This is a genomic window from Streptomyces sp. NPDC048484, from assembly GCF_040651415.1.
Classification (GTDB): Bacteria; Actinomycetota; Actinomycetes; order Streptomycetales; family Streptomycetaceae; genus Streptomyces.
In genome coordinates this window covers 125,875-147,886 of the sequence record NZ_JBEZJY010000005.1, presented here as the reverse complement: position 1 = coordinate 147,886, position 22,012 = coordinate 125,875, and the positions used below count along the sequence as shown (strand labels likewise).

Genomic DNA, 22,012 nt, shown 5'->3' with positions numbered 1-22,012 from the left:
CGCGGGGCGCGCCCAGCCCCCACCGGCACCGTGTCCGGCCGCCCCCTCAGTCCTCATGCCCCAACTGGAGGTCCCGGTCCGCCCTCCCGCCCCCGGCCACCTGCAACACGGTGGCCACCGGCGGGTAGCCGGCCGCGATGACCGTGTACTCCCCGGACGACAGGTCGATGAACCGAAACGCCCCGTCGCCCCCGGTGGTCAGCGTGTCCACCACGTTCCCCCCGGCGTCGAGCAGGGTCACCCGCGCGTCCTCGACAGGCCGGCCCCCGCTGGCGCGCACGGTCCCCCGCAGCACCGCCCCGCCCGCGAGTTCGACATCCTGCCGGCTCTCCCGGGCGGCCCGCACACTGACGGGCTGGGCGGCCGGGCGGAAGGCCGGAGCGCTTGCGGCCAGCGTGTACTCCCCTGCCACCAGCTCCGTGATGACATAGCCGCCCTCCCGTCCGCTGCGTGTCGTGGCGACCACCTCACCGTGCACGTCGGTGAGCGTGACGGTCGCGTCCCGCACCGGTGTTCCGTCCGCCGTGACCACGTTCCCCGCCAGCCGGCCCGCGCCGCCGAGCACCACGTCCAGTTCGACGGGCCGCTCCCCGACGGTGACGCCGACCGCCTGCGGCTGGTGCCCGCCGGCCGCGGCGATGAGGACGTACGCCCCCGCGCCGGGCGTCGACAGCGCGTACCGTCCGTCCTCGCCGCTCGCGCCCCGGACGATCTGCTGCCCCGCGCCGTCGATGAGGGTGAGCGCGGCACGGGGCACGACCGTGCCGTCGGGGTGCCGCACGGTGCCGCGGACGGGGGCCCCGGCCGCGTACGGCGAACGGGCGCCCGGAATGGGGGCGTCGAGGGGTGTGGGGGCATTGGGGGGTGGGGGTGGGGGTGCGGGTGCCTTGGGGGGTGCGGTCTCGGGAGCTGCGGGGGGCGTGTGCTGGGACACCAGCGGTTTCTCCTTGAGGAAGCAGGCGACGAGCAGGCCCAGGACGAGCACCGGTACGAGGTGGAGGAAGATCCGCGGCATCGCGTCGGTGTACGCCGCGATGTAGCCCTCCCGCAGTTCGGCGGGCAGCGCGTGGACGAGCTGCGGGGTGACGGACTCGGGGTCGGGCAGGCCGGCCCCGGCGGGCAGCCGTTCGGCGAGGGAGTCGGCGAGCCGGTCGGTGAGGAGCGCGCCGAAGACCGCCGCACCGACGCTGCCGCCGATCTGCCGGAAGTAGGTGTTGGCTCCGGTCGCGGTGGAGAGGTCGCGCGGGTGCACGGAGTTCTGCACGGCGAGGACCAGCACCGGCATGACCAGGCCGATTCCGGCGCCGAGCACCGCCGTCCACACGCTGAAGTGCAGCCGGGGCGTATCGGCTGCGAGCCGCGACAGGAGCCACATGCCGATGACGGACAGGGCGCCGCCGAGGATCGGATAGACCTTGTAGTGGCCGCTGCGGCTGATGAGGTGGCCCGAGACGACCGAGGCCCCGACGATCCCGCCCGTCATCGGGAGCATCAGCAGGCCGGACTCGGTGGCGGTGGCGCCGTCGGCCATCTGCAGGTACGTGGGCAGATAGCCGGCCGCGCCGAAGAGGGCGACACCGACGATCACGCCCACCAGACCGGTGATGTTGAAGACCGCGTCGCGGAACAGCCGCAGCGGGATGAGGGGTTCGGCCGCGAAGTGCTCGGCGAGCAGGAAGAGCACGGCCGAGGCGGCGGCTCCGGCGGCGAGTCCGAGGACGACGCGCGAGTCCCACGCGTACTCCGTGCCGCCCCAACCGGTCAGCAGCACGAGGCAGGTCGAGGCGGCGGCGAGCAGCAGGGCGCCCAGGACGTCGGGACGTGGTGGGACGGTGGGTTTCGGCAGTTCGAGGACGACGGCCACGACGACCATGGCGACCAGGCCGAAGGGCACGTTGAGGTAGAAGCACCAGCGCCAGGAGAGGTGATCGGTGAAGTAGCCGCCGAGCAGCGGGCCGGCGACCGACGCGAGGCCGAACGCGGCGCCGATCAGCCCCATGTAGCGGGCCCGTTCCCGGGGCGGCACGATGTCCGCGAGGATCGCCTGTACGCCGGTCAGGAGACCACCGGCGCCGACACCCTGGAGGGCACGGAAGGCGATCAGCTGGTCCATGGTGCGCGACCGTCCGGCCAGCGCGGACCCGATCACGAAGACGGCGATCGCGAACTGGAAGGCGCCCTTGCGGCCGTAGAGATCACCGAACTTGCCGTAGACCGGGAGCCCCACGGTCGCGGTGAGCAGGTACGCGGTGATCGCCCAGGACATCCTGTCCAGGCCGTGCAGCTCTCCGACGATCGTCGGGAGCGCGGTGGCGACGATCATCTGCTCCAGCGCTGCGAGCAGCAGCGCCAGCATGAGCGCGGAGAAGACCAGGCGCAGGCGGCGTGGTCCGAGGGCCTTCGACTGCGGGAACCGCGGGGGCACTTGGGGCGTGTCCGGCGCCGGAGCCGAAACCTCTTGTCCGCTCTCCGCCAGAGCCGTCCGGCCCACGTGTTGCTCCCCTCGTCGCGCCTGCGCGGCCCATTTCTCGCATTACGCGACATCTGGGAGCAAGCGCGACGAGTCACCCGAGGCGGGTCGCGACGGACGTATCCGCCGGTGGGAGCCCTGCGACGGACAACTGAGCCCTGCCGAGAACCACTCGAAACGGTGAGCGTCCCGAATTCGGCGGCTCAGGGGGTGTTACTTCTCCACCTCGGTGGCGAGGTTCGCCAGCACCCCGTCGTAGATACGGCCGAGGCCCTTGGGCGCGAAGGTCTTCTCGAAGAAGCCGCCGACGCCGCCCGCGCCGTCCCAGACGGTCGTGACGACGACCCGGGACGCGCCCTCACCGGCCGGGGTGACCCGCCAGGTGGTCACCATCGAGGAGTTGCGGTCCTTCTCCACCAGTTCGCCGTCGGTGGGCTCGGTCACCTCCAGCAGGCAGTCGCGGACCCGCTTGCTGGTGGCCTGGAGCTTCCAGTGGACGAGGGTTCCCTCACCGTCGCCGCCCTCGCGCACCTCGTACTCGCTGAAGTGCTCGGTCAGGAGCTTCGAACGCGTGCCGTTGTAGTCGGCCAGCGCATCGAACACGTCGTCCGGCTGACCCGCTACGACTCGCTCCGTGGTGGCCTCGACCTGCGCCATTGCGTTCCTCCAGCACTCGGGATCTCGGACGTCAGCGCTCAGCCAACCATCACGCGGCCGAGCCGCCCAAATCGGGGTCCTGTCGGGGTGCTGTCGGGGTTGTACCGGGGCCCCCCCGGGGTCCGCGGGAAGGCATCGACAGTCCGCGCACGGTCACACGCGCCTCGGACGACCCACGGCAAAGAGAAAAGGCAAGGAGAACTCTCTCCTCGCCACTCTCAACGTATAGCGCACCGGGGGGCTTGCCACAAGACCCGGGTCACGGCGCAGAATCGTCGACTCATGCCACAACCTGCGGAAATGAGGGCACGACGTGCGTGTGTTGTCGTCGGCGAACGAGCAGTACGTGTTGGATCTTCAAGAGGTTGACGAGACGCAGGTCGCGGTCGTGGGCGGCAAGGGCGCACACCTGGGCGGGCTGTCGCGGATCGAAGGCGTCCGTGTGCCGGGGGGCTTCTGCGTGACGACGGACGCCTTCCGGCGGATCATGGCGCAAGCGCCGTCGATCGACGACCGGCTCGATCAGTTGTCGCGCCTGGACCCGGACGACCGGGAGGCGATCGGCACGCTCAGCGCGCAGATCCGCCGTACCATCGAAGGGATCGCCATCCCGGACGATCTCGCGGCGGCGATCACCCGCGCGCTCGCCGGGCTCGGCGAGCAGGCCGCCTGCGCCGTCCGCTCCAGCGCGACGGCGGAGGACCTGCCGACGGCCTCCTTCGCCGGCCAGCAGGACACGTACCTGAACATCGTCGGGCCGACGGCGATCCTTCAGCACGTCAGCCGGTGCTGGGCCTCGCTGTTCACCGAGCGGGCCGTGACCTACCGCCGGCGCAACGGCATCGACCACCGTACGGTCCACATGGCCGTGGTCGTGCAACGGATGGTCCTCCCGCACGCGGCCGGCATCCTGTTCACGGCCGACCCCGTCACGGGCAACCGGAAGGTCGCCACCGTGGACGCCGGCTTCGGCCTCGGCGAGGCCCTGGTCTCCGGCCTGGTGAACCCGGATGTCTTCAAGGTGCGACACGGCGAGGTCGTCGCCAGGACGATCGCCGCCAAGCAGCGTGCCGTGTACGCCCTGCCTGCGGGCGGTACGCGGGAAGTGGCGATCGACGCGCAGCGGCAGGAGCAGCCGTCGCTGACGGATGCGCAGGTCGTGCGGCTCGTGCAGCTCGGGCGGCGGATCGAAGCGCACTTCGGCCGCCCGCAGGACATCGAATGGTGCCTGGTCGACGACGACTTCCGGATCGTTCAGAGCCGCCCGATCACGACGTTGTTCCCCATCCCCGAGGCCGCTGACCAGGAGAATCACGTCTACGTCTCCGTCGGCCACCAGCAGATGATGACCGACCCCATGAAGCCCCTGGGGTTCTCGATGTGGCAGCTGACGGCCATGGTGGCGATGCACGAGGCCGGCGGGAGGCTGTTCGTCGACGTCACCCGGCGCCTGGCCTCGCCCGCGAGCCGCGCCGGCCTCCTGGACCTCATGGGGAAGGGCGATCCGCTGGTCAGGGACGCCCTGGAGACCGTCCTCGACCACGAGGACTTCGTCCCGTCGCTGCCTGACGCGCATCCCGGAGGGCCGCCGGCCGGTGGCACGTCCGCCCCGGTCGAGGCCGACCCGGCCATCGTCACCGGGCTGATCGAGCGCAGCCGGACGTCCGTCGCCGCCCTGGAGCGCGACATCCGGACGAAGAGCGGCCCGGCGCTGTTCGACTTCCTGCTGGAGGCCTTCGAGGAGCACAAGCGAGTCCTCGGTGATCCGCTGAACCTCCAGGCGATCCTGGCGGGGATGGAGGCCACGTGGTGGCTCAACGACCGGCTGCAGGAGTGGCTGGGCGAGAAGAACGCGGCCGACACGCTCACGCTGTCCGCCCCCGACAACATCACGTCGGAGATGGGACTGGCGCTGCTGGACGTCGCGGACGTGATCCGCCCGCGGCCGGAGGTGGTGGCGTTCCTGCAGGACGTCGAGTCCGTCGAGGACGAAGCCTTCCTGGACGAGCTGACGAAGCTCCCGGGCGGGGCCGAAGCACGCGACGCCATGGAGACCTACCTCGACCGGTACGGCATGCGCTGCGTCGGCGAGATCGACATCACGAGGCCGCGTTGGCGCGAGCGCCCCACCACGCTCGTGCCCGTGATCCTCGACAACGTAAGGAACTTCGAGCCGGGCGCCGCCGAGCGGCGCTTCGAACAAGGGCGGCTGAAGGCGCAGAAGAAGGAACAGGACGTGCTGGCACGCCTGCGGGCCCTGCCGGGCGGGGACCGGATGGCCGACGAGGCCAAGCGGATGATCGACCAGGTCAGAGCCTTCATCGGCTACCGGGAGTACCCGAAGTACGGGATCGTCAGCCGCTACTTCGTCTACAAGCGGGCCCTGCTGGAGGAGGCCGGGCGGCTCGTACAGGCAGGCGTGCTTCCCGAGAAGGAGGACATCTTCTACCTCACGTTCCAGGAACTCCACGACGTCGTGCGCTCGAACCAGGTGGACGGCCGGCTCATCCAGCAGCGCAAGGACGCGTTCCGGTCGTACCACGCACTCACCCCGCCCCGGGTGCTCACCTCGGACGGTGAGGCCGTCACCGGGGCGTACCGGCGCGACGACGTGCCGGCCGGCGCCCTGATCGGCCTGCCGGTTTCCGCCGGGACCATCGAGGGACGGGCCCGCGTCGTCCTTGACCTGGCGCAGGCCGATCTCGAAGCGGGCGACATCCTGGTCACGACCTTCACGGACCCCAGCTGGTCCCCGCTGTTCGTCGCGATCGCGGGGCTGGTGACGGAGGTGGGCGGCCTGATGACCCATGGCGCGGTGATCGCCCGGGAGTACGGCCTGCCGGCCGTCGTGGGCGTGGAGCAGGCCACCCGGCTGATCCGGGACGGGCAGCGGATCCGCGTGCACGGGACCGACGGGTACGTCGAGCTCCTGCCTTGACCGACAACACACGCCGACAACACAGACATGAGGGGCTGCGCCTGCCGGGGGTCGGCTTGACCCCCGGATGGGAACGGGTGTTCTATTCAGGGCACGAACGGACCCAACCAACGGGAGCGCTCATGCGCTGGGACAGTCAGAAGGACAGACCTCTCGGGCAACTCGCTCTGGCATACGTGTCCGACGACAACTCGGACACGCCGGAGTTCCGCGGAATCACCTTCCACGAGATCCGGGCCCGGTCGATCGTCAACCGCGTGCCGGGCGCCTCGCGGATGCCCTTCGAGTGGACGGTCAATCCCTACCGGGGGTGCACGCACGCGTGCGTCTACTGTTTCGCCCGCAAGACCCACAGCTATCTGGACCTCGACACCGGCCTCGGCTTCGACAGCCAGATCGTGGTGAAGGTGAACGCCCCGGAGCTGCTGCGGCAGCACCTCGGCTCGCGGCGCTGGCTCGGTGAGCACATCGCGATGGGCACGAACGTGGACTGCTACCAGCGGGCCGAGGGCCGCTACCAGCTGATGCCCGGCATCATCGCGGCCCTGCGCGACCACGCGAACCCCTTCTCGATCCTCACGAAGGGCACGCTGATCCTGCGCGACCTCGACCTCCTGAAGCAGGCGGCCGCCGTCACCGAGGTCGGGATCTCCGTCTCCGTGGGCTTCACGGACCAGGAGCTGTGGCGGACCGTGGAGCCGGGCACACCCGCCCCCGAGCGCCGTCTGGACGTCGTTCGCACACTGAGCGGGAACGGCATCGACTGCGGGGTCCTGATGGCCCCGGTGATCCCCTTCCTCGGCGACGATCCGTCCCAGCTGCGCGCGACGGTACGGGCGATCGCCGCGTCCGGCGCGAGCTCGGTGACCCCGCTCGTGCTGCACCTGCGCTCCGGGGCACGCGAGTGGTTCATGAGCTGGCTGGGGCACCATCACCCGCACCTGGTGCGCCGGTACGAGCGGCTGTACGCGGAGGGCGCGTACGCCCCGAAGTGGTACCAGCGACGGATCACCCGGCAGGTGCACGAACTGGCCGAGGAGTACGGGATCGGCCCCACGCGCGCGGGGATGCCCCGCAGGATTCCGGTGCCCGAGCCGGCCGCACCGGAGCCCACCCAGCTCACCTTTCTCTGACCGGCGCTCCCACCCGCACCGGCCCGCACTCCCTGCCCGGCATCCGGCCGCATCCCGCGGCCCGATGGGGTCAACTCTCGGCAGAACGGGTCCTTCCGGCGCCCACCCCGGGACATTACGGCCAAGGCCGTGACACGCGCGGCTCCCTGACCGAGGAACAGGACAGCTCAGGGTCCCTGCCCGGTACATCGATGTGAGGCGATTCATTGTGAACCGACGCGCAGCCGCTCTGTGCGGTGCCGCCGCCGTGGTTGCCGGAATGATCACCGCGATCCCGGCCGGTGCAAGCCCGGGCCCCGCGGACGCCCCGCGCACCACCCCGTCCGCCGGCACGGCGAAGCCCACCTGGAAGAAGTGCGGCACCAAGAGCTATCCGACGCTCCAGTGTGCGTCCCTGAAGGTGCCGCTCGACCACGCGAACCCGCACGGCCGGAACATCACCCTCGCGCTGTCACGGGTCCCGCACACCTCGAAGAAGACGTACCAGGGGCCTCTGCTGGTGAATCCGGGCGGCCCCGGCGGCAGCGGCCTCGCCCTCGCCGGGTTCGTCGCGGCCTCGCTGCCGAAGAAGGTGGCGGCCCAGTACGACGTCATCGGCTTCGACCCGCGCGGGGTCGGCGCGAGCAGGCCCGCCCTGAACTGCAGGCCGGGACACTTCGCCCCGGTGCGGCCGGACTCGCTGCCGACCAGCCGCGCCCTGGAGAAGGCCAACCTCCACCGTGTCCAGGCCTTCGCGAAGGCCTGCGGGGCCAAGTACGGGCATCTGCTGCCGTACATCGACACGGTGAGCGCGGTCCGGGACATGGACGCGATCCGGCGCGCTCTCGGCGCCAAGAAGATCAACTACTTCGGGTACTCGTACGGCACCTACCTGGGCGCCGTGTACGCGAAGCTCTACCCGCAGCGCGTGCGGCGCATGGTGCTCGACTCCGTCGTCGACCCCACCGGGGTGTGGTACGACGACAACATCGCGCAGGACCACGCCTTCAACTCCCGCCACCGGGCCTTCATGGCCTGGGTGGCCAAGCACAACGCCGCATACCGGCTCGGCACCGATCCGGAGAAGATCGAGACGGCCTGGTACAAGATGCGGGCGGCGCTGGCGAAGAAGCCCGCGGACAAGAAGGTCGGCGCCTCCGAACTGGAGGACACCTTCTCCCCGGGCGGCTACTTCAACGGCTACTGGCCGCATCTCGCCGAGGCGTTCGCGGCCTACGTGAAGGACAAGAACGACGACCCGCTGGTCGAGGCGTACGAGAACTTCGGCGCCGTCGACGCCGCGGGCGCCAACGGCTACAGCGTCTACACCTCGGTGCAGTGCCGTGACGCGCACTGGCCGCGCGACTGGGACAAGTGGCGCGACGACAACTGGGCGGTGTACGAGAAGGCGCCGTTCCTGACCTGGAACAACGCCTGGTACAACGCGCCGTGCGCGTTCTGGCCCACGGACTCGGCCGAGCCGGTGGACGTCTCGAACGACTCGGTGCCGCCGGTGCTGCTGTTCCAGGCGACGGACGACGCCGCCACTCCGTACGAGGGCGGTGTCATGGCGCATCACCTGCTGAGCGGCTCCAGCCTGGTGGTCGAGCAGGGCGGCGGCAACCACGGCATCACACTGAGCGGGAACACCTGCCTGGACAAGCATCTGGCCACCTATCTGACCGATGGCAGGGTGCCGCGCGGCGGCGGCGGGGCCGACGCGGTGTGCAGGAAACTGCCCGACCCGAAGCCGCTGAGCGCGAAGGCCGCCGCGGGCTCGCGCGCGGCGGCGCTGCACGGGCTGATCGGCTTCCGGGGCTGAGCCCCGGCGGCTGAGCGGCGACCGCCCGTCGGGGGCGTTGTCAGTGCGGTGGTGCAGGATTGATCCATGACCGGACCGATCCGCATCCCCGCCCCCGACGGGGTCGCCCCCGCAGCCGCGTACTCACATGTCGTCATGGGCACGGGCCGCTTCGTGGCGGTCTCGGGCCAGCTGGCGCTCGACGAGGACGGCGGGCTCGTCGGCGAGGGCGATCCGGCGGCGCAGGCCCGTCAGGTCTTCGAGAACCTGCGGCGCTGTCTGGCCGCGGCAGGCGCCGGCTTCGACGACGTGATCAAGCTGACCTTCTTCGTCACGGACATGGCCCACATGCCGGCGGTCCGCGCGGCCCGGGACGAGCACATCTCACCGGACCGCCTGCCGGCCGCCTCGGCCGTGCAGGTCGCCGCCCTCGTACGGCCGGAGTTCCTGATGGAGATAGAGGCGTTCGCGGTGGTACCCGCGTGAGCCACGGTCCCGCCGTCCGCGAGATGACCCTGGCCGACTGTCCCCGCGTGGCGGAGATCCGCGTACGCGGCTGGCAGAGCGCGTACCAGGGATTGATGCCCCGGTCGGGTACCTCGACGGGCTCGACGTGGCGGCCGAGGTTCTGCGTCGACGGACGCACTTCGAGCAGGCGGCTGAGGGCGTGGTGAACCTCGTGGCGGAGTGGGCCGGCGAGGTCGTCGGCTGGTCCTGCCACGGCCCGTACCGCGACGGTGAACGGCGCACCGGGGGCGCCGAGTTGTACGCGATCTACGTCGCCCCCGACCGGGTCGGGCGCGGTGTGGGCCGCACCCTGCTGCGCGAGTCGGTCACGCGCTGCGCCACCGCGGGGCACGACCGGATACTGCTCTGGGTGCTCCGGGGGAACGCGAGCGCGCGCCGCTTCTACGAAAAAGGCGGATTCGTCGCGGACGGCGCCGAGGAGGCCTTCGAGGTCGAGGGTGTCGAGGTGCCCGAAGTGCGTTACGTCCGGGGGCTGGGCGGCGTCGGGGAGGTACGGGGCGCCGGCTGAGGGGAACTCCTCTCCCGGGGAAGGCGCACACAGAACACGGCACGCCGATTCGCCGTCCCGTCCGCCGAACCGGTACCCCTCATGTCCCCCCGCTCCTTCACGCCATGCCCCGTCCGCGAGCCGCCGGTCACGGAGCGTCCGGGCAGCGGCGTGGCACGCAGCCCGGTGAGGGCCCCCACACGTCCCCCTTTCACACGCCGCCCGTTCCGGTTCGGCCACGCCGTCGACGCCTGGTGTCCGGCAACGGTCGGACAGTCGCTACGCACGACACATCAGTCGCGGGTCGGCCGTCACAGCGGGGCCCTCCGGCGAGCCCGGACACGTACGGCACGAGGAGCGAACGGGTCTCGCACTCCAGTGTCCCCCGTCGCCTGCCGCTGACCGGCCACGCCTCCCATTCCCTCCCAACTCTGGACATTGTCAGGGGCGTTGGACCAGGCATGGGGAACACATTTCCGGGTACGTCCGGGACTCGCCGGAGGCGTGCGGCACTACGCTCGGAGCGCATCGCCACAACCGACCCGGGGACAGCCGGGCATCCGGAGGGGGAGGGCCCGGGATGATCCGCGTCCTCGTGGTCGAGGACCAGCGCGCGCTGGCCGACGCCCTGGCCATCGCCATCGGGGCGCAGCCCGACCTGGACTGCGGCGACGCGGTGGGATCGGTCGACGAGGCGTTGCGGGAGGCGGCCCGTCGGCCACCCTCCGTGGTGCTGATGGACATTCACCTGCCGGGCACGGACGGTATCGAGGGCACTCGGCTGCTGAAGGCGGCCCACCCCTCGGCCCGGGTGGTCGTCCTGACCGCGGACGCGACACCCGACCAGTTGACGCGTGCGGTCGCGGCGGGCGCCTCGGCGTTCCTCGCCAAACACAGCGCGTTCGCGGACATCCTCACCGCGATCCGGACGACGGCCACGGGAAAACTGCTCGTGGAGGAGTCGACGCTGACGGCCCGGCTTCCGCAGCGACAGCGGAACGGGTGCGGGCTGACCCGCCGCGAGCACGAGGTGCTCGCCCTGCTCGCCCAGGGGCACGGCCTCAAGGCGATCGCGGACCGGCTCGTCCTCAGCCGGCACACCGTACGCGGCCATGTGAAGAGCGTCCTGGTCAAGCTGGGTGCGCACAGCCAGCTTGAGGCGGTGGTCACGGCGACCCGGCTGGGGATCCTGCCGCGCCAGATCACGTAGAAGGCAACATCACGCAGCCCGCAGGGGCACGTGGAACGCAGAAGGACGAATCAGCCCATCTGAGGGGGCCGTTCGCCCCGCCTGGGGGATGCCGACCCGGACCGCCGCCGCTTATCGTGCGAAATGTGCGACCCCTGCGGCAACGGCCCGAGCCGTTGCCGGGCGACTTCCCGAATCCCATGTCGCACCCAGCCGGGCGGTCGCACGGACAGGGGCCGCCGGGCAGCAGGGCCCGGACCGGGCGCGCGGAGATGACGGCACTTCGGATCCCGTGACGTTCGTCCGCCTGCTGGTCGCCCGTCTCCCGCCGGGCGAACCCCGGCGGCCCCGCCCCAAGCCCCCGTCCACTGCCTCCGCTACCTCCGCTCCCGTGGCGCGCGCTGGACCGGCAGCCGCTTCAGCGCGTCGGCCGCGGCCCGGGCCAGCTCCGGGTGGACGAGTGCTTCGTTCAGGACGGGCCGGGCCCCTTCGTCACCCAGGGCGCCCAGGCCTTCCACACAGGCGAGGGCGACCCGGCGGTACGGGTCGTGCGGGCGGAATCTGCGGGCCAGAGTGGTGATCAGGGCCGGGACGGACTCCGGCGCACGCAGTTCGACCAGGAGCCGAATCGGGTGGAGGGCGTAGGCGACGCGCAGTTCGTTGGTGGCGAGGGCGGCCGCCGCCCGGGCGGTACGCGGGTCACCGAGCCGGGCCAGGGCGTACGCGGCGGACGCGCAGCGCTGCGGATCCCGGTGGTTGAGCAGCAGGACGAGCGCCTCGAAGGCCCGCCGGTCACCGGCGACACCGAGTCGGAAGGCGGCCAGTTCCCGCGCCCAGAGCGGCTGTTCGGGAGCGACGAGCACGGCGGCCAGCTCGTCGAGGTCCTCGGCCTTGGCCAGTCGCTCGTACGAGAAGGACGCCGCCGCGCCCGCCTCCTGCCGTAAGCGCTGAGTGAGCGTTCGCAACTCTTCGTCCATGAAACAGAGACTATCCGCGACGGACGTCACATGGACCGGACCAGGAAGAGGGGCTGGCGCGCTCGTTACTCACCGGTTAAGCTCAATCGAGCGAGTTACCCACTCGTGGACTTGTCCGTGGCGGCCTGGTGACGCAGCTGCCGCGGAATCACCCTCACGCCTCAAGGGCTGTGAGGGAGCTGGTCGGTTCGGTACTTCAGGTACCTCAGTACGACCTGGCTCCGGGACAGGGCCGGTCGGATTCTCCTCACCGCTTCGCGGATCCGTGCTCCACACCCGCGAGCGGCACCGGGCGTGTGCGCTCAGAAGCCCGGCAGCACCTCCAGTGCCGCGACAGGCACTGGCACTGGCACCCGCAACCTCCGCACTTCCGTGCGCCCTTCGGCGTATCCCGGTGCGTCCCTCAGTCGTCACTCATTCCTGGAGTCCCGCGATGGCCACTCCCCTGTCCGACCCCTCCTCGTCTCCCTCGTCCCCTTCGTCCTCCGTGTCCTCGGTGTCGTCCGTGTCGTCTGTGTCCTCCGTGGAGACGTCCCTCAAGACCGTCGCCGTCGTCGGGCTCGGCACGATGGGCACCGGTATCGCCGAGATCCTCGCCCGGGCCGGCCGCGAGGTCGTCGGCATCGACATCAGCGAGGCCGCCGCGGCCCGGGCCACCGCCGCGCTCGGCTCCGCGACCGCCCGTGCCGTGCGACGCGGGCGTCTCACCGAGCAGGAACGCGACGACACCCTCGCCCGCTTCCGTACGTTCACCGACCTGGGGGCCGCGGCCGACGCCGACCTGGTGATCGAGGTGGCTCCCGAGTCGTACGAGATCAAGCACCAGATCTTCCGGGAGCTGGACGGTGTCGTGCGGCCGGGGACCATCCTGGCGACCGGCACGAACGCGCTGTCGGTCACCCGGCTGGCCGCCGACTCGGCCCACCCCGAGCGGGTGCTGGGCCTGCACTTCTTCAACCCGGCGCCCGCGATGAAGCTCGTCGAGGTCGTGTCGTCCGTGCTGACCGCGCCGGGCGCCGTCGCCGCCGTCACCGACCTCGCCCTCGAACTCGGCAAGGAGCCCGTCGCGGTCGGCGACCGCCCCGGATTCGTCGCCGACGGCCTGCTCTTCGGCTACCTCAACCAGGCCGCCGCGATGTACGAGGCGAAGTACGCCAGCCGCGAGGACATCGACGCCGCGATGAGGCTCGGCTGCGGCCTGCCCATGGGCCCGCTCGCCCTGCTCGACCTGATCGGCGTCGACACCGCGCGTACGGTCCTGGAGGCCATGTACGCGGAGTCGCACGACCGGCTGCACGCCCCGACGCCCGCCCTGAAGCAGCTCAGCCAGGCGGGCCTGACCGGCCGCAAGTCGGGACGCGGCTTCTACACGTACGACGCCCCGGGCAGCGCGACCGTCGTCCCGGACGCGCTGACGCCGTCCGCCGCGGGGTCCGCGACGGCCGGCCGGACCGTCCGCTCGGTGGGCGTCGCGGGCTCCGGGACGATGGCGTCCGGCATCGCCGAGGTCTTCGCGAAGGCCGGGTACGAGGTCGTCCTCGCCGCACGCAGCGAGGAGAAGGCACAGTCCGCCAGGGCCCGTATCGGCAAGTCGCTCTCGCGCTCCGTCGACAAGGGGCGCATGACCGCCGAGGCGGCCGCGGCAGCCCTGGAGCGCGTCGTCCCGGCGGGCTCGTACGACGCCTTCGCCGAGGTCGATCTGGCCCTGGAGGCCGTCGCCGAGGACCTGGAGATCAAGCAGCAGCTCTTCGCGGTGTTCGACAAGGTCTGCAAGCCGGGGGCGATCCTGGCCACCACGACCTCCTCGCTGCCCGTCGTCGCCTGCGCCCGCGCCACCTCGCGGCCGCAGGACGTGATCGGCATGCACTTCTTCAACCCGGCACCCGCCATGAAACTCGTCGAGGTCGTGCGCACGGTCCTGACGGCCGACGACGTGCACGCCACAGTCCGTGAGCTGTGCTCGAAGGTCCGCAAGCACCCGGTGGACTGCGGCGACCGGGCGGGCTTCATCGTGAACGCGCTGCTGTTCCCGTACCTGAACAACGCGATCAAGATGGTCGAGGAGCACTACGCGACACTCGACGACATCGACGCCGCGATGAAGCTCGGCGGCGGCTACCCGATGGGCCCGTTCGAACTCCTCGACGTGGTCGGCCTCGATGTCTCGCTGGCCATCGAGAAGGTGCTGCACCGCGAGTTCCGCGACCCCGGGCTGGCCCCGGCGCCCCTCCTGGAGCATCTGGTGGCCGCGGGCTGCCTCGGCCGCAAGACGGGCCGCGGCTTCCGCGAATATGCGCGACGCTGAGCCGCGCGACCTCCGGGCCGGCCTCCGGCCCGGAGACGGCCGCGCGGACTGGGGCGGGCTGCTCGACCCGGTCGGCGCCGCCTGTCCGGCGCCGGGTGGGGAAAGACCCGGTCACGAGCGCTCCGCCGCGTCCATGCAGTACGTTCGGGGCATGTCCCCGCCCGCCAAGTCCTCCCGTACACCAGCCACGTCCGACGCGCCGGAGAGCGCCGCGGGCGGTCGCGCAGCCGCGCAACGGCTCAAGATGCGCCGAGAACTGGCGGCCGCCGCGATGGAGCTCTTCGCGACGAAGGGGTACGAGGCGACGACGGTCGACGAGATCGCGGCCGCGGCCGGGGTCGCCCGGCGCACCTTCTTCCGGCACTTCCGCTCCAAGGAAGAGGCCATCTTCCCGGACCACGACGACACCCTGACCCGGGCCGAGGCGGTGCTCAACGCCGCGCCGGCGCACGAGCATCCGCTGGACACGGTGTGCCGCGGGATCAAGGAAGTCATGAAGATGTACGCGGCCCGGCCGGAGATCTCGGTCTCGCGCTACAAGCTCACGCGTGAGGTGCCGACGCTGCGGGAGGCGGAGATCGCCTCCGTGGCCCGGTACGAGCGGCTGTTCACCCGCTATCTGCTGGGGCACTTCGACGAGCACGCCCACGACGACGACGCCAACGACGACCCGCTGCTCGCGGAAGTGGCCGCGTCGGCCGTGGTCACCGCCCACAACCACGTACTGCGCAGGTGGCTGCGGGCGGGCGCCCAGGGGGACGTCGAGGCGCAGCTGGACCACGCCTTCTCGATCGTCAGGAAGACCTTCGGTACCGGGATAGGTGCCGGGCGGGACGCCTCCGCGCACTCGACGCCCACGGCCTCGGTGGAGGGTGAGGTGCTGGTGACCGTGGCCCGGGTCGACGCCCCGCTGCACCAGGTGATGCGCACGATCGAGCAAGCTCTCAAGGAACACTCGTAGAGGACCGTTCCAGCACCACTGAAGGGGCACGCCCGCCAGGGCTGTGCCCCTTTTTGATCCTTCTCTGCCGTTTTTTGGTCCTTCTCTGCCGTTTCCAGACTCAGCTCTGATCGATCATCGCTCATCTGTTAACGACAGATGACAAGTGAGAGAAATTGTTGGCACTCGGTGCCTTGCTAGATGGCACGGCGTGTCATACGTTGAAGAGGTCCGGGCGGCCGGCGTGCAGCGATCCTCCGTACGCCGGCTGTCCCCGCAAGCCAAGGTTTGCGTGCCCGGACGCCTGCGTCACAGGCACCCTTCCGCGCCACAAAGCGCCGCCGAGTACCACCCTCCGCCGAACCGACGGCACGCCTCACCAGCAGCTACCCACCCGACGTAACCCTCAGCGTTCCCCTCGGACGCTCATCGCCGGAGGCAACACCGTGAAGGAAATCCTGGACGCGATCCAGTCGCGGACGGCCACGTCCGCCGACTTCGCCGCCCTGCCGCTCCCCGAGTCCTACCGCGCGATCACCGTGCACAAGGACGAGACGGAGATGTTCACCGGGCTCACCACCCGCGACAAGGACCCCCGCAAGTCGATCCACCTGGACGACGTGCCGGTGCCGGAGCTCGGCCCCGGCGAGGCCCTGGTGGCCGTGATGGCCTCCTCGGTCAACTACAACTCGGTGTGGACCTCGATCTTCGAGCCGGTGTCCACCTTCAGCTTCCTGGAGCGCTACGGCAGGCTCAGCGAGCTGACCAAGCGCCACGACCTGCCGTACCACGTCATCGGTTCCGACCTGGCGGGCGTCGTGCTGCGTACCGGCCCGGGCGTGAACGCCTGGCGGCCCGGCGACGAGGTCGTCGCGCACTGCCTGTCCGTCGAACTGGAGTCGTCCGACGGCCACAACGACACGATGCTCGACCCCGAGCAGCGCATCTGGGGCTTCGAGACCAACTTCGGCGGGCTCGCCGAGATCGCACTCGTGAAGTCCAACCAGCTGATGCCGAAGCCCGGCCACCTGTCGTGGGAGGAGGCCGCCGCGCCCGGCCTGGTCAACTCCACCGCGTACCGGCAGCTGGTCTCGCGCAACGGCGCCGGGATGAAGCAGGGCGACAACGTGCTCATCTGGGGCGCGAGCGGCGGTCTCGGCTCGTACGCCACCCAGTTCGCGCTCGCCGGCGGCGCCAACCCCATCTGTGTGGTGAGCAGCCCGCAGAAGGCGGACATCTGCCGGGCGATGGGCGCCGACGCGATCATCGACCGCAACGCCGAGGACTACCGGTTCTGGAAGGACGAGCACCACCAGGACCCGAAGGAGTGGAAGCGCTTCGGGAAGCGCATCCGCGAACTGACCGGCGGCGAGGACGTCGACATCGTCTTCGAGCACCCGGGCCGCGAGACCTTCGGCGCCTCCGTGTACGTCACCCGCAAGGGCGGCACGATCGTCACCTGTGCCTCCACCTCGGGCTACAACCACGAGTACGACAACCGCTACCTGTGGATGTCCCTGAAGCGGATCATCGGCTCGCACTTCGCCAACTACCGCGAGGCCTGGGAGGCCAACCGGCTCATCGCGAAGGGCAAGATCCACCCGACGCTGTCCAGGGTGTACTCACTGGAGGAGACCGGGCAGGCCGCGTACGACGTGCACCGCAACCTCCACCAGGGCAAGGTCGGTGTCCTGGCGCTGGCGCCCGCCGAGGGACTCGGCGTGCGCGACGAGGAGAAGCGCGCCCAGCACGTCGACGCCATCAACCGCTTCCGGAACGTCTGAGGGTCACCCCATGACTGAGCGCCAGAAGGACCGGCCGTGGCTCATGCGGACCTATGCCGGTCACTCCACGGCCGAGGCGTCCAACGAGCTGTACCGGCGCAACCTCGCCAAGGGCCAGACGGGTCTCTCGGTCGCGTTCGACCTGCCGACCCAGACCGGCTACGACCCCGACCACATCCTCGCCCGCGGCGAGGTCGGCCGGGTCGGCGTGCCGGTGTCGCACCTCGGTGACATGCGCCGGCTGTTCCAGGACATCCCCCTGGAGCAGACGAACACCTCGATGACCATCAACGCCACCGCCATGTGGCTGCTGGCGCTCTACCAGGTCGTCGCCGAGGAGCAGGGCGCCGACATCACCCAGCTCCAGGGGACGACCCAGAACGACATCGTGAAGGAGTACCTGTCGCGGGGCACCCATGTGTTCCCGCCGGTGCCCTCGCTCCGTCTGACGACGGACATGATCTGCTACACGGTCAACAACATCCCCAAGTGGAACCCGATCAACATCTGCAGCTACCACCTGCAGGAGGCGGGAGCCACTCCGGTCCAGGAGATCGCGTACGCGATGTCCACCGCGATCGCCGTGCTCGACGCGGTGTTCGCGTCCGGCCAGATCGCCGAGGACCGGAAGGGGGACGTGGTCGCGCGCATCTCCTTCTTCGTGAACGCGGGCGTCCGCTTCGTCGAGGAGATGTGCAAGATGCGGGCGTTCGGCCGTATCTGGGACCGGATCACGCGCGAGCGGTACGGGATCGAGAACCCCAAGCACCGCCGTTTCCGGTACGGGGTCCAGGTCAACTCCCTCGGCCTGACCGAGGCCCAGCCCGAGAACAACATCCAGCGGATCGTCCTGGAGATGCTGGCTGTGACCCTCTCGAAGGACGCACGCGCGCGTGCCGTCCAACTCCCGGCCTGGAACGAGGCGCTGGGGCTGCCCCGGCCCTGGGACCAGCAGTGGTCCCTGCGCATGCAGCAGGTGCTCGCCTACGAGAGCGACCTGCTGGAGTACGCGGACATCTTCGAGGGTTCGCACGTCGTCGAGACGAAGGTCTCCGAGCTGGTCGAGGACTCGTTCGCCGAGATCGACCGGATCGAGGAGATGGGCGGCGCGATGGCGGCCGTCGAGTCGGGCTACCTGAAGTCGCAGCTCGTCTCGTCGCACGCTCGGCGCCGGGCCCGTATCGAGTCCGGTGACGAGAAGATCGTCGGCGTCAACATCTTCGAGTCGACCGAGCCCAACCCGCTCACGGCCGACCTGGACGCCGCCATCATGACGGTCGACCCGGCGGTCGAGGCCCGGGTGACCGCCGCCCTCCAGGACTGGCGGGACACCCGCTACCAGCCCCCTTTCAACCACCCGCGCCCCTGCAAGGCGCTGGAGGGGCTGAAGGAGGCGGCGAAGGGCACCGGCAACCTCATGGCGGCCACCCTGGAGTGCGCCCGTGCCGGGGCCACGACCGGCGAGTGGGCCGGCGCCCTGCGCGAGGTGTTCGGCGAGTTCCGCGCCCCCACCGGGGTGTCGTCCGCGCCCGTCGCGGTGACCGCCGAGGAGGGCACGGCGATGGCCGCGGTCCGCCGCAAGGTGGAGCTGACCGCGAAGGACATGGGTGTGGGCAAGCTCCGCTTCCTGGTCGGCAAGCCGGGCCTGGACGGGCACTCGAACGGCGCCGAGCAGATCGCCGTGCGGGCCCGCGACGCCGGGTTCGAGGTGGTCTACCAGGGAATCCGGCTGACGCCCGAGGAGATCGTGGCCGCGGCCGTCGCCGAGGACGTCCACGGGGTCGGTCTGTCCATCCTGTCGGGCTCGCACGCCCAGCTGGTGCCCGACGTGCTGGAACGGCTGCGGGAGGCCGGCGCCGCCGACATCCCGGTGATCGCCGGCGGGATCATCCCGAACGCCGACGCCGAGCAGCTGAGGGCCGCGGGAGTGGCCGCGGTCTTCACCCCGAAGGACTTCGACATCACGGGAATCATCGGCCGTATCGTCGACGAGATCCGCAAAGCGCACCAGCTCGACCCTCTGGAGGTCCCCGCATGACCAGCCCTGCTCCCCAGGTCAACCGTTTGCGCCCGCGGCGCTCCTGCCTGGCCGTGCCCGGCTCGAACCCCCGTTTCCTGGAGAAGGCCCAGGGCCTGCCCGCCGACCAGGTCTTCCTGGACCTGGAGGACGCGTGCGCGCCGCTCGCCAAGCCGGAGGCGCGGCACACCATCGTCAAGTTCCTCAACGAGGGCGACTGGACGGGCAAGACGCGGGTCGTGCGCGTGAACGACTGGACGACCGAGTGGACGTACCGCGATGTGGTGACGGTCGTCGAGGGCGCCGGGCCCAACCTCGACTGCATCATGCTGCCGAAGGTCCAGGACGCCCAGCAGGTGGTGGCGCTCGACCTGCTCCTGACGCAGATCGAGAAGACGATGGGCTTCGAGGTCGGCAGGATCGGCATCGAGGCGCAGATCGAGAACGCCCAGGGTCTGAACAACGTCAACGAGATCGCGACGGCCTCCCAGCGTGTCGAGACGATCATCTTCGGCCCGGCCGACTTCATGGCGTCGATCAACATGAAGTCGCTGGTCGTGGGCGAGCAGCCGCCCGGCTACCCGGCGGACGCCTACCACTACATCCTGATGAAGATCCTGATGGCCGCCCGCGCCAACAACCTCCAGGCGATCGACGGCCCCTACCTGCAGATCCGCAACGTCGACGGCTACCGCGAGGTCGCCCGGCGCGCCGCGGCCCTCGGCTTCGACGGCAAGTGGGTGCTGCACCCGGGCCAGGTCGAGGCGTCCAACGAGATCTTCTCGCCGTCCCAGGAGGACTTCGACCACGCCGAGCTGATCCTGGACGCGTACGAGTACTACACGTCCGAGGCGGGCGGCAAGAAGGGCTCCGCGATGATCGGCGACGAGATGATCGACGAGGCCAGCCGCAAGATGGCCCTGGTCATCTCCGGCAAGGGCCGGGCCGCCGGCATGGAGCGCACCAGCAAGTTCGAAGCCCCGGAGGCCTGAGCACATGCAGTTCGGACGCACCTACGAGGAGTTCGAGGTCGGGGCGGTCTACAAACACTGGCCCGGGAAGACGGTCACCGAGTACGACGACCACCTCTTCTGTCTCCTGACCATGAACCACCACCCGCTCCACATGGACGCCAACTACGCCGGGAACACCACGGACTTCGGCAAGAACGTCGTGGTCGGGAACTACATCTACTCACTGCTCCTCGGCATGTCCGTACCGGATGTGTCGGGCAAGGCGATCGCCAACCTGGAGATCGAGTCGCTGAAGCACGTCGCGCCGACCTTCCACGGCGACACGCTCTACGGCGAGACCACGGTCCTCGACAAGACACCCTCCAGGTCGAAGAACGACCGCGGGATCGTGTACGTCGAGACCAAGGGCTACAAGCAGGACGGCACGCTGGTCTGTGTGTTCCGCCGCAAGGTGATGGTCCCCACCGAGACGTACATCAAGGAGCGCGGCGGCGAGCAGCCCGGCCGGCCCCAGCTGAAGGAGCAGGAGAAGTAGCCATGGCGCGACTCGCCCAGACAGCCGGTCTTACCGACATCCAGCGGGAGATCCTGTCGACCGTACGGGACTTCGTGGACAAGGAGATCATCCCGGTCGCGACCGAGCTGGAGCACCGCGACGAGTACCCGCAGGCAATCGTCGACGGGCTCAAGGAGTTGGGACTCTTCGGCCTGATGATCCCCGAGGAGTACGGGGGCCTGGGTGAGTCGCTTCTCACCTACGCGCTGTGCGTGGAGGAGATCGCACGCGGCTGGATGTCGGTGTCCGGCATCATCAACACCCACTTCATCGTGGCCTACATGCTCAAGCAGCACGGCACGCAGGAGCAGAAGGAGTACTTCCTGCCCCGCATGGCGGCGGGCGAGGTGCGCGGCGCGTTCTCCATGTCCGAGCCGGCGCTCGGCTCCGACGTTTCCGCCATCACGTCGAAGGCGGTCAGGGACGGCGACGACTATGTCCTGAACGGGCAGAAGATGTGGCTCACGAACGGCGGTACGTCGACGCTCGTGGCCATTTTGGTGAAGAGTGACGAAGGCCACCCGGAGGGCACCGCGCCCCACAAGTCGATGACGACCTTCCTGGTGGAGAAGGAGCCCGGTTTCGGTGAGGTCCGCCCCGGCCTGACCATCCCCGGCAAGATCGACAAGATGGGCTACAAGGGGGTCGACACCACCGAGCTGATCATGGATGGCCTGCGCGTTCCGGCCGATCGTGTGCTCGGCGGGGCCACCGGCCGAGGCTTCTACCACATGATGGACGGCGTCGAGGTGGGCCGCGTCAACGTGGCCGCGCGTGGCTGCGGTGTCGCTCAGCGTGCGTTCGAGCTGGGGGTTTCCTACGCCCAGCAGCGTCACACCTTCGGCAAGCCGATCGCGCAGCACCAGGCGATCCAGTTCAAGCTGGCCGAGATGGCTACCAAGGTCGAGGCCGCCCATGCGATGATGGTGAATGCGGCGCGCAAAAAGGACTCAGGGGAGCGAAACGACCTCGAGGCAGGGATGGCGAAGTACCTCGCCTCCGAGTACTGCAAAGAGGTGGTGGAGGACGCTTTCCGGATCCACGGCGGCTACGGCTTCTCGAAGGAGTACGAGATCGAGCGCCTCTACCGCGAGGCCCCGATGCTGCTCATCGGCGAAGGTACCGCCGAGATCCAGAAAATGATCATCGGGCGCAGGCTACTCGAAGAGTACCGACTCCAGGGCTAGATATACCGATTCGGGGTGTTTTCATCGAGAAGAAGATCACACCCCGTTCGCACTCTTCGGACGCCGACTCAGCTTCCTGGCTTACCCAGT

The 22,012-nt window shown here is 70.0% G+C and carries 15 protein-coding genes and 1 pseudogene; 13 read left to right on the top strand and 3 right to left on the bottom strand.

The annotated features are described in order from the left end of the window. Window positions 1-46: 46 nt before the first annotated feature. Together AB0D14_RS06890 and AB0D14_RS06885 are read right to left on the bottom strand one after the other, a co-directional pair. Window positions 47-2,425 (bottom strand): MFS transporter, encoded by a 2,379-nt coding sequence (locus AB0D14_RS06890; protein ID WP_362775813.1) that lies wholly within the window; start codon window positions 2,423-2,425, stop codon window positions 47-49. A 258-nt stretch (window positions 2,426-2,683) separates the two neighbouring features. Next, window positions 2,684-3,127 (bottom strand): SRPBCC family protein, encoded by a 444-nt coding sequence (locus tag AB0D14_RS06885; RefSeq protein ID WP_362775589.1) that lies wholly within the window; start codon window positions 3,125-3,127, stop codon window positions 2,684-2,686. Between the two features lie 313 nt (window positions 3,128-3,440). Here AB0D14_RS06885 and rph point away from each other — a divergent pair, with 313 nt between their 5' ends. The 6 genes and pseudogenes from rph (at window position 3,441) to AB0D14_RS06855 (ending at window position 11,203) form a co-directional block, all read left to right on the top strand. After that, window positions 3,441-6,065, top strand: a complete 2,625-nt coding sequence (gene rph / locus AB0D14_RS06880) for a rifamycin-inactivating phosphotransferase (RefSeq protein ID WP_362775588.1) — start codon at window positions 3,441-3,443, stop codon at window positions 6,063-6,065. A gap of 122 nt (window positions 6,066-6,187) precedes the next feature. Continuing rightward, window positions 6,188-7,198, top strand: a complete 1,011-nt coding sequence (locus AB0D14_RS06875; RefSeq protein WP_362775586.1) for an Rv2578c family radical SAM protein — start codon at window positions 6,188-6,190, stop codon at window positions 7,196-7,198. Window positions 7,199-7,406: 208 nt separating this feature from the next. After that, window positions 7,407-8,999 (top strand): alpha/beta hydrolase, encoded by a 1,593-nt coding sequence (locus AB0D14_RS06870; protein ID WP_362775584.1) that lies wholly within the window; start codon window positions 7,407-7,409, stop codon window positions 8,997-8,999. A 66-nt stretch (window positions 9,000-9,065) separates the two neighbouring features. After that, window positions 9,066-9,464 (top strand): RidA family protein, encoded by a 399-nt coding sequence (locus AB0D14_RS06865; protein ID WP_362775582.1) that lies wholly within the window; start codon window positions 9,066-9,068, stop codon window positions 9,462-9,464. Between the two features lie 23 nt (window positions 9,465-9,487). After that, window positions 9,488-10,014, top strand: a pseudogene (locus tag AB0D14_RS06860) (GNAT family N-acetyltransferase). Window positions 10,015-10,573: 559 nt separating this feature from the next. Next, window positions 10,574-11,203, top strand: coding sequence for a response regulator transcription factor (locus AB0D14_RS06855; RefSeq protein ID WP_362775580.1), 630 nt, complete (start codon window positions 10,574-10,576; stop codon window positions 11,201-11,203). Between the two features lie 356 nt (window positions 11,204-11,559). Here the strand turns inward: AB0D14_RS06855 and AB0D14_RS06850 are convergent, their stop codons facing one another. Further along, the gene (locus AB0D14_RS06850; RefSeq protein WP_362775579.1) at window positions 11,560-12,159 is read right to left on the bottom strand and encodes an adenylosuccinate lyase; all 600 of its coding nucleotides are present in this window, start codon (window positions 12,157-12,159) and stop codon (window positions 11,560-11,562) included. Between the two features lie 433 nt (window positions 12,160-12,592). Here AB0D14_RS06850 and AB0D14_RS06845 point away from each other — a divergent pair, with 433 nt between their 5' ends. From AB0D14_RS06845 to AB0D14_RS06815, 7 genes are all read left to right on the top strand, one after another. Further along, complete coding sequence (locus tag AB0D14_RS06845; RefSeq protein ID WP_362775577.1) at window positions 12,593-14,464, top strand: 3-hydroxyacyl-CoA dehydrogenase family protein; 1,872 nt, start codon at window positions 12,593-12,595, stop codon at window positions 14,462-14,464. A 151-nt stretch (window positions 14,465-14,615) separates the two neighbouring features. Next, on the top strand, window positions 14,616-15,425 hold the full coding sequence (locus AB0D14_RS06840) for a TetR family transcriptional regulator (RefSeq protein ID WP_362775575.1): 810 nt from the start codon (window positions 14,616-14,618) through the stop codon (window positions 15,423-15,425). Window positions 15,426-15,850: 425 nt separating this feature from the next. Next, on the top strand, window positions 15,851-17,188 hold the full coding sequence (gene ccrA, locus AB0D14_RS06835; protein ID WP_362775574.1) for a crotonyl-CoA carboxylase/reductase: 1,338 nt from the start codon (window positions 15,851-15,853) through the stop codon (window positions 17,186-17,188). A gap of 10 nt (window positions 17,189-17,198) precedes the next feature. After that, on the top strand, window positions 17,199-19,226 hold the full coding sequence (locus tag AB0D14_RS06830; protein WP_362775572.1) for a protein meaA: 2,028 nt from the start codon (window positions 17,199-17,201) through the stop codon (window positions 19,224-19,226). Then, complete coding sequence (locus tag AB0D14_RS06825; RefSeq protein WP_362775571.1) at window positions 19,223-20,197, top strand: CoA ester lyase; 975 nt, start codon at window positions 19,223-19,225, stop codon at window positions 20,195-20,197. The genes AB0D14_RS06830 and AB0D14_RS06825 overlap by 4 nt, the downstream gene beginning before the upstream one ends. Window positions 20,198-20,201: 4 nt before the next feature. Further along, window positions 20,202-20,714 carry a MaoC family dehydratase gene (locus AB0D14_RS06820; protein ID WP_362775569.1) on the top strand — a complete coding sequence of 171 codons (513 nt, stop codon included), beginning with the start codon at window positions 20,202-20,204 and terminating at the stop codon, window positions 20,712-20,714. Window positions 20,715-20,716: 2 nt separating this feature from the next. Continuing rightward, window positions 20,717-21,922: an acyl-CoA dehydrogenase family protein gene (locus AB0D14_RS06815; protein WP_362775567.1), complete on the top strand. Its 1,206-nt coding sequence runs from the start codon at window positions 20,717-20,719 to the stop codon at window positions 21,920-21,922. The last annotated feature ends 90 nt before the right edge of the window (window positions 21,923-22,012 follow it).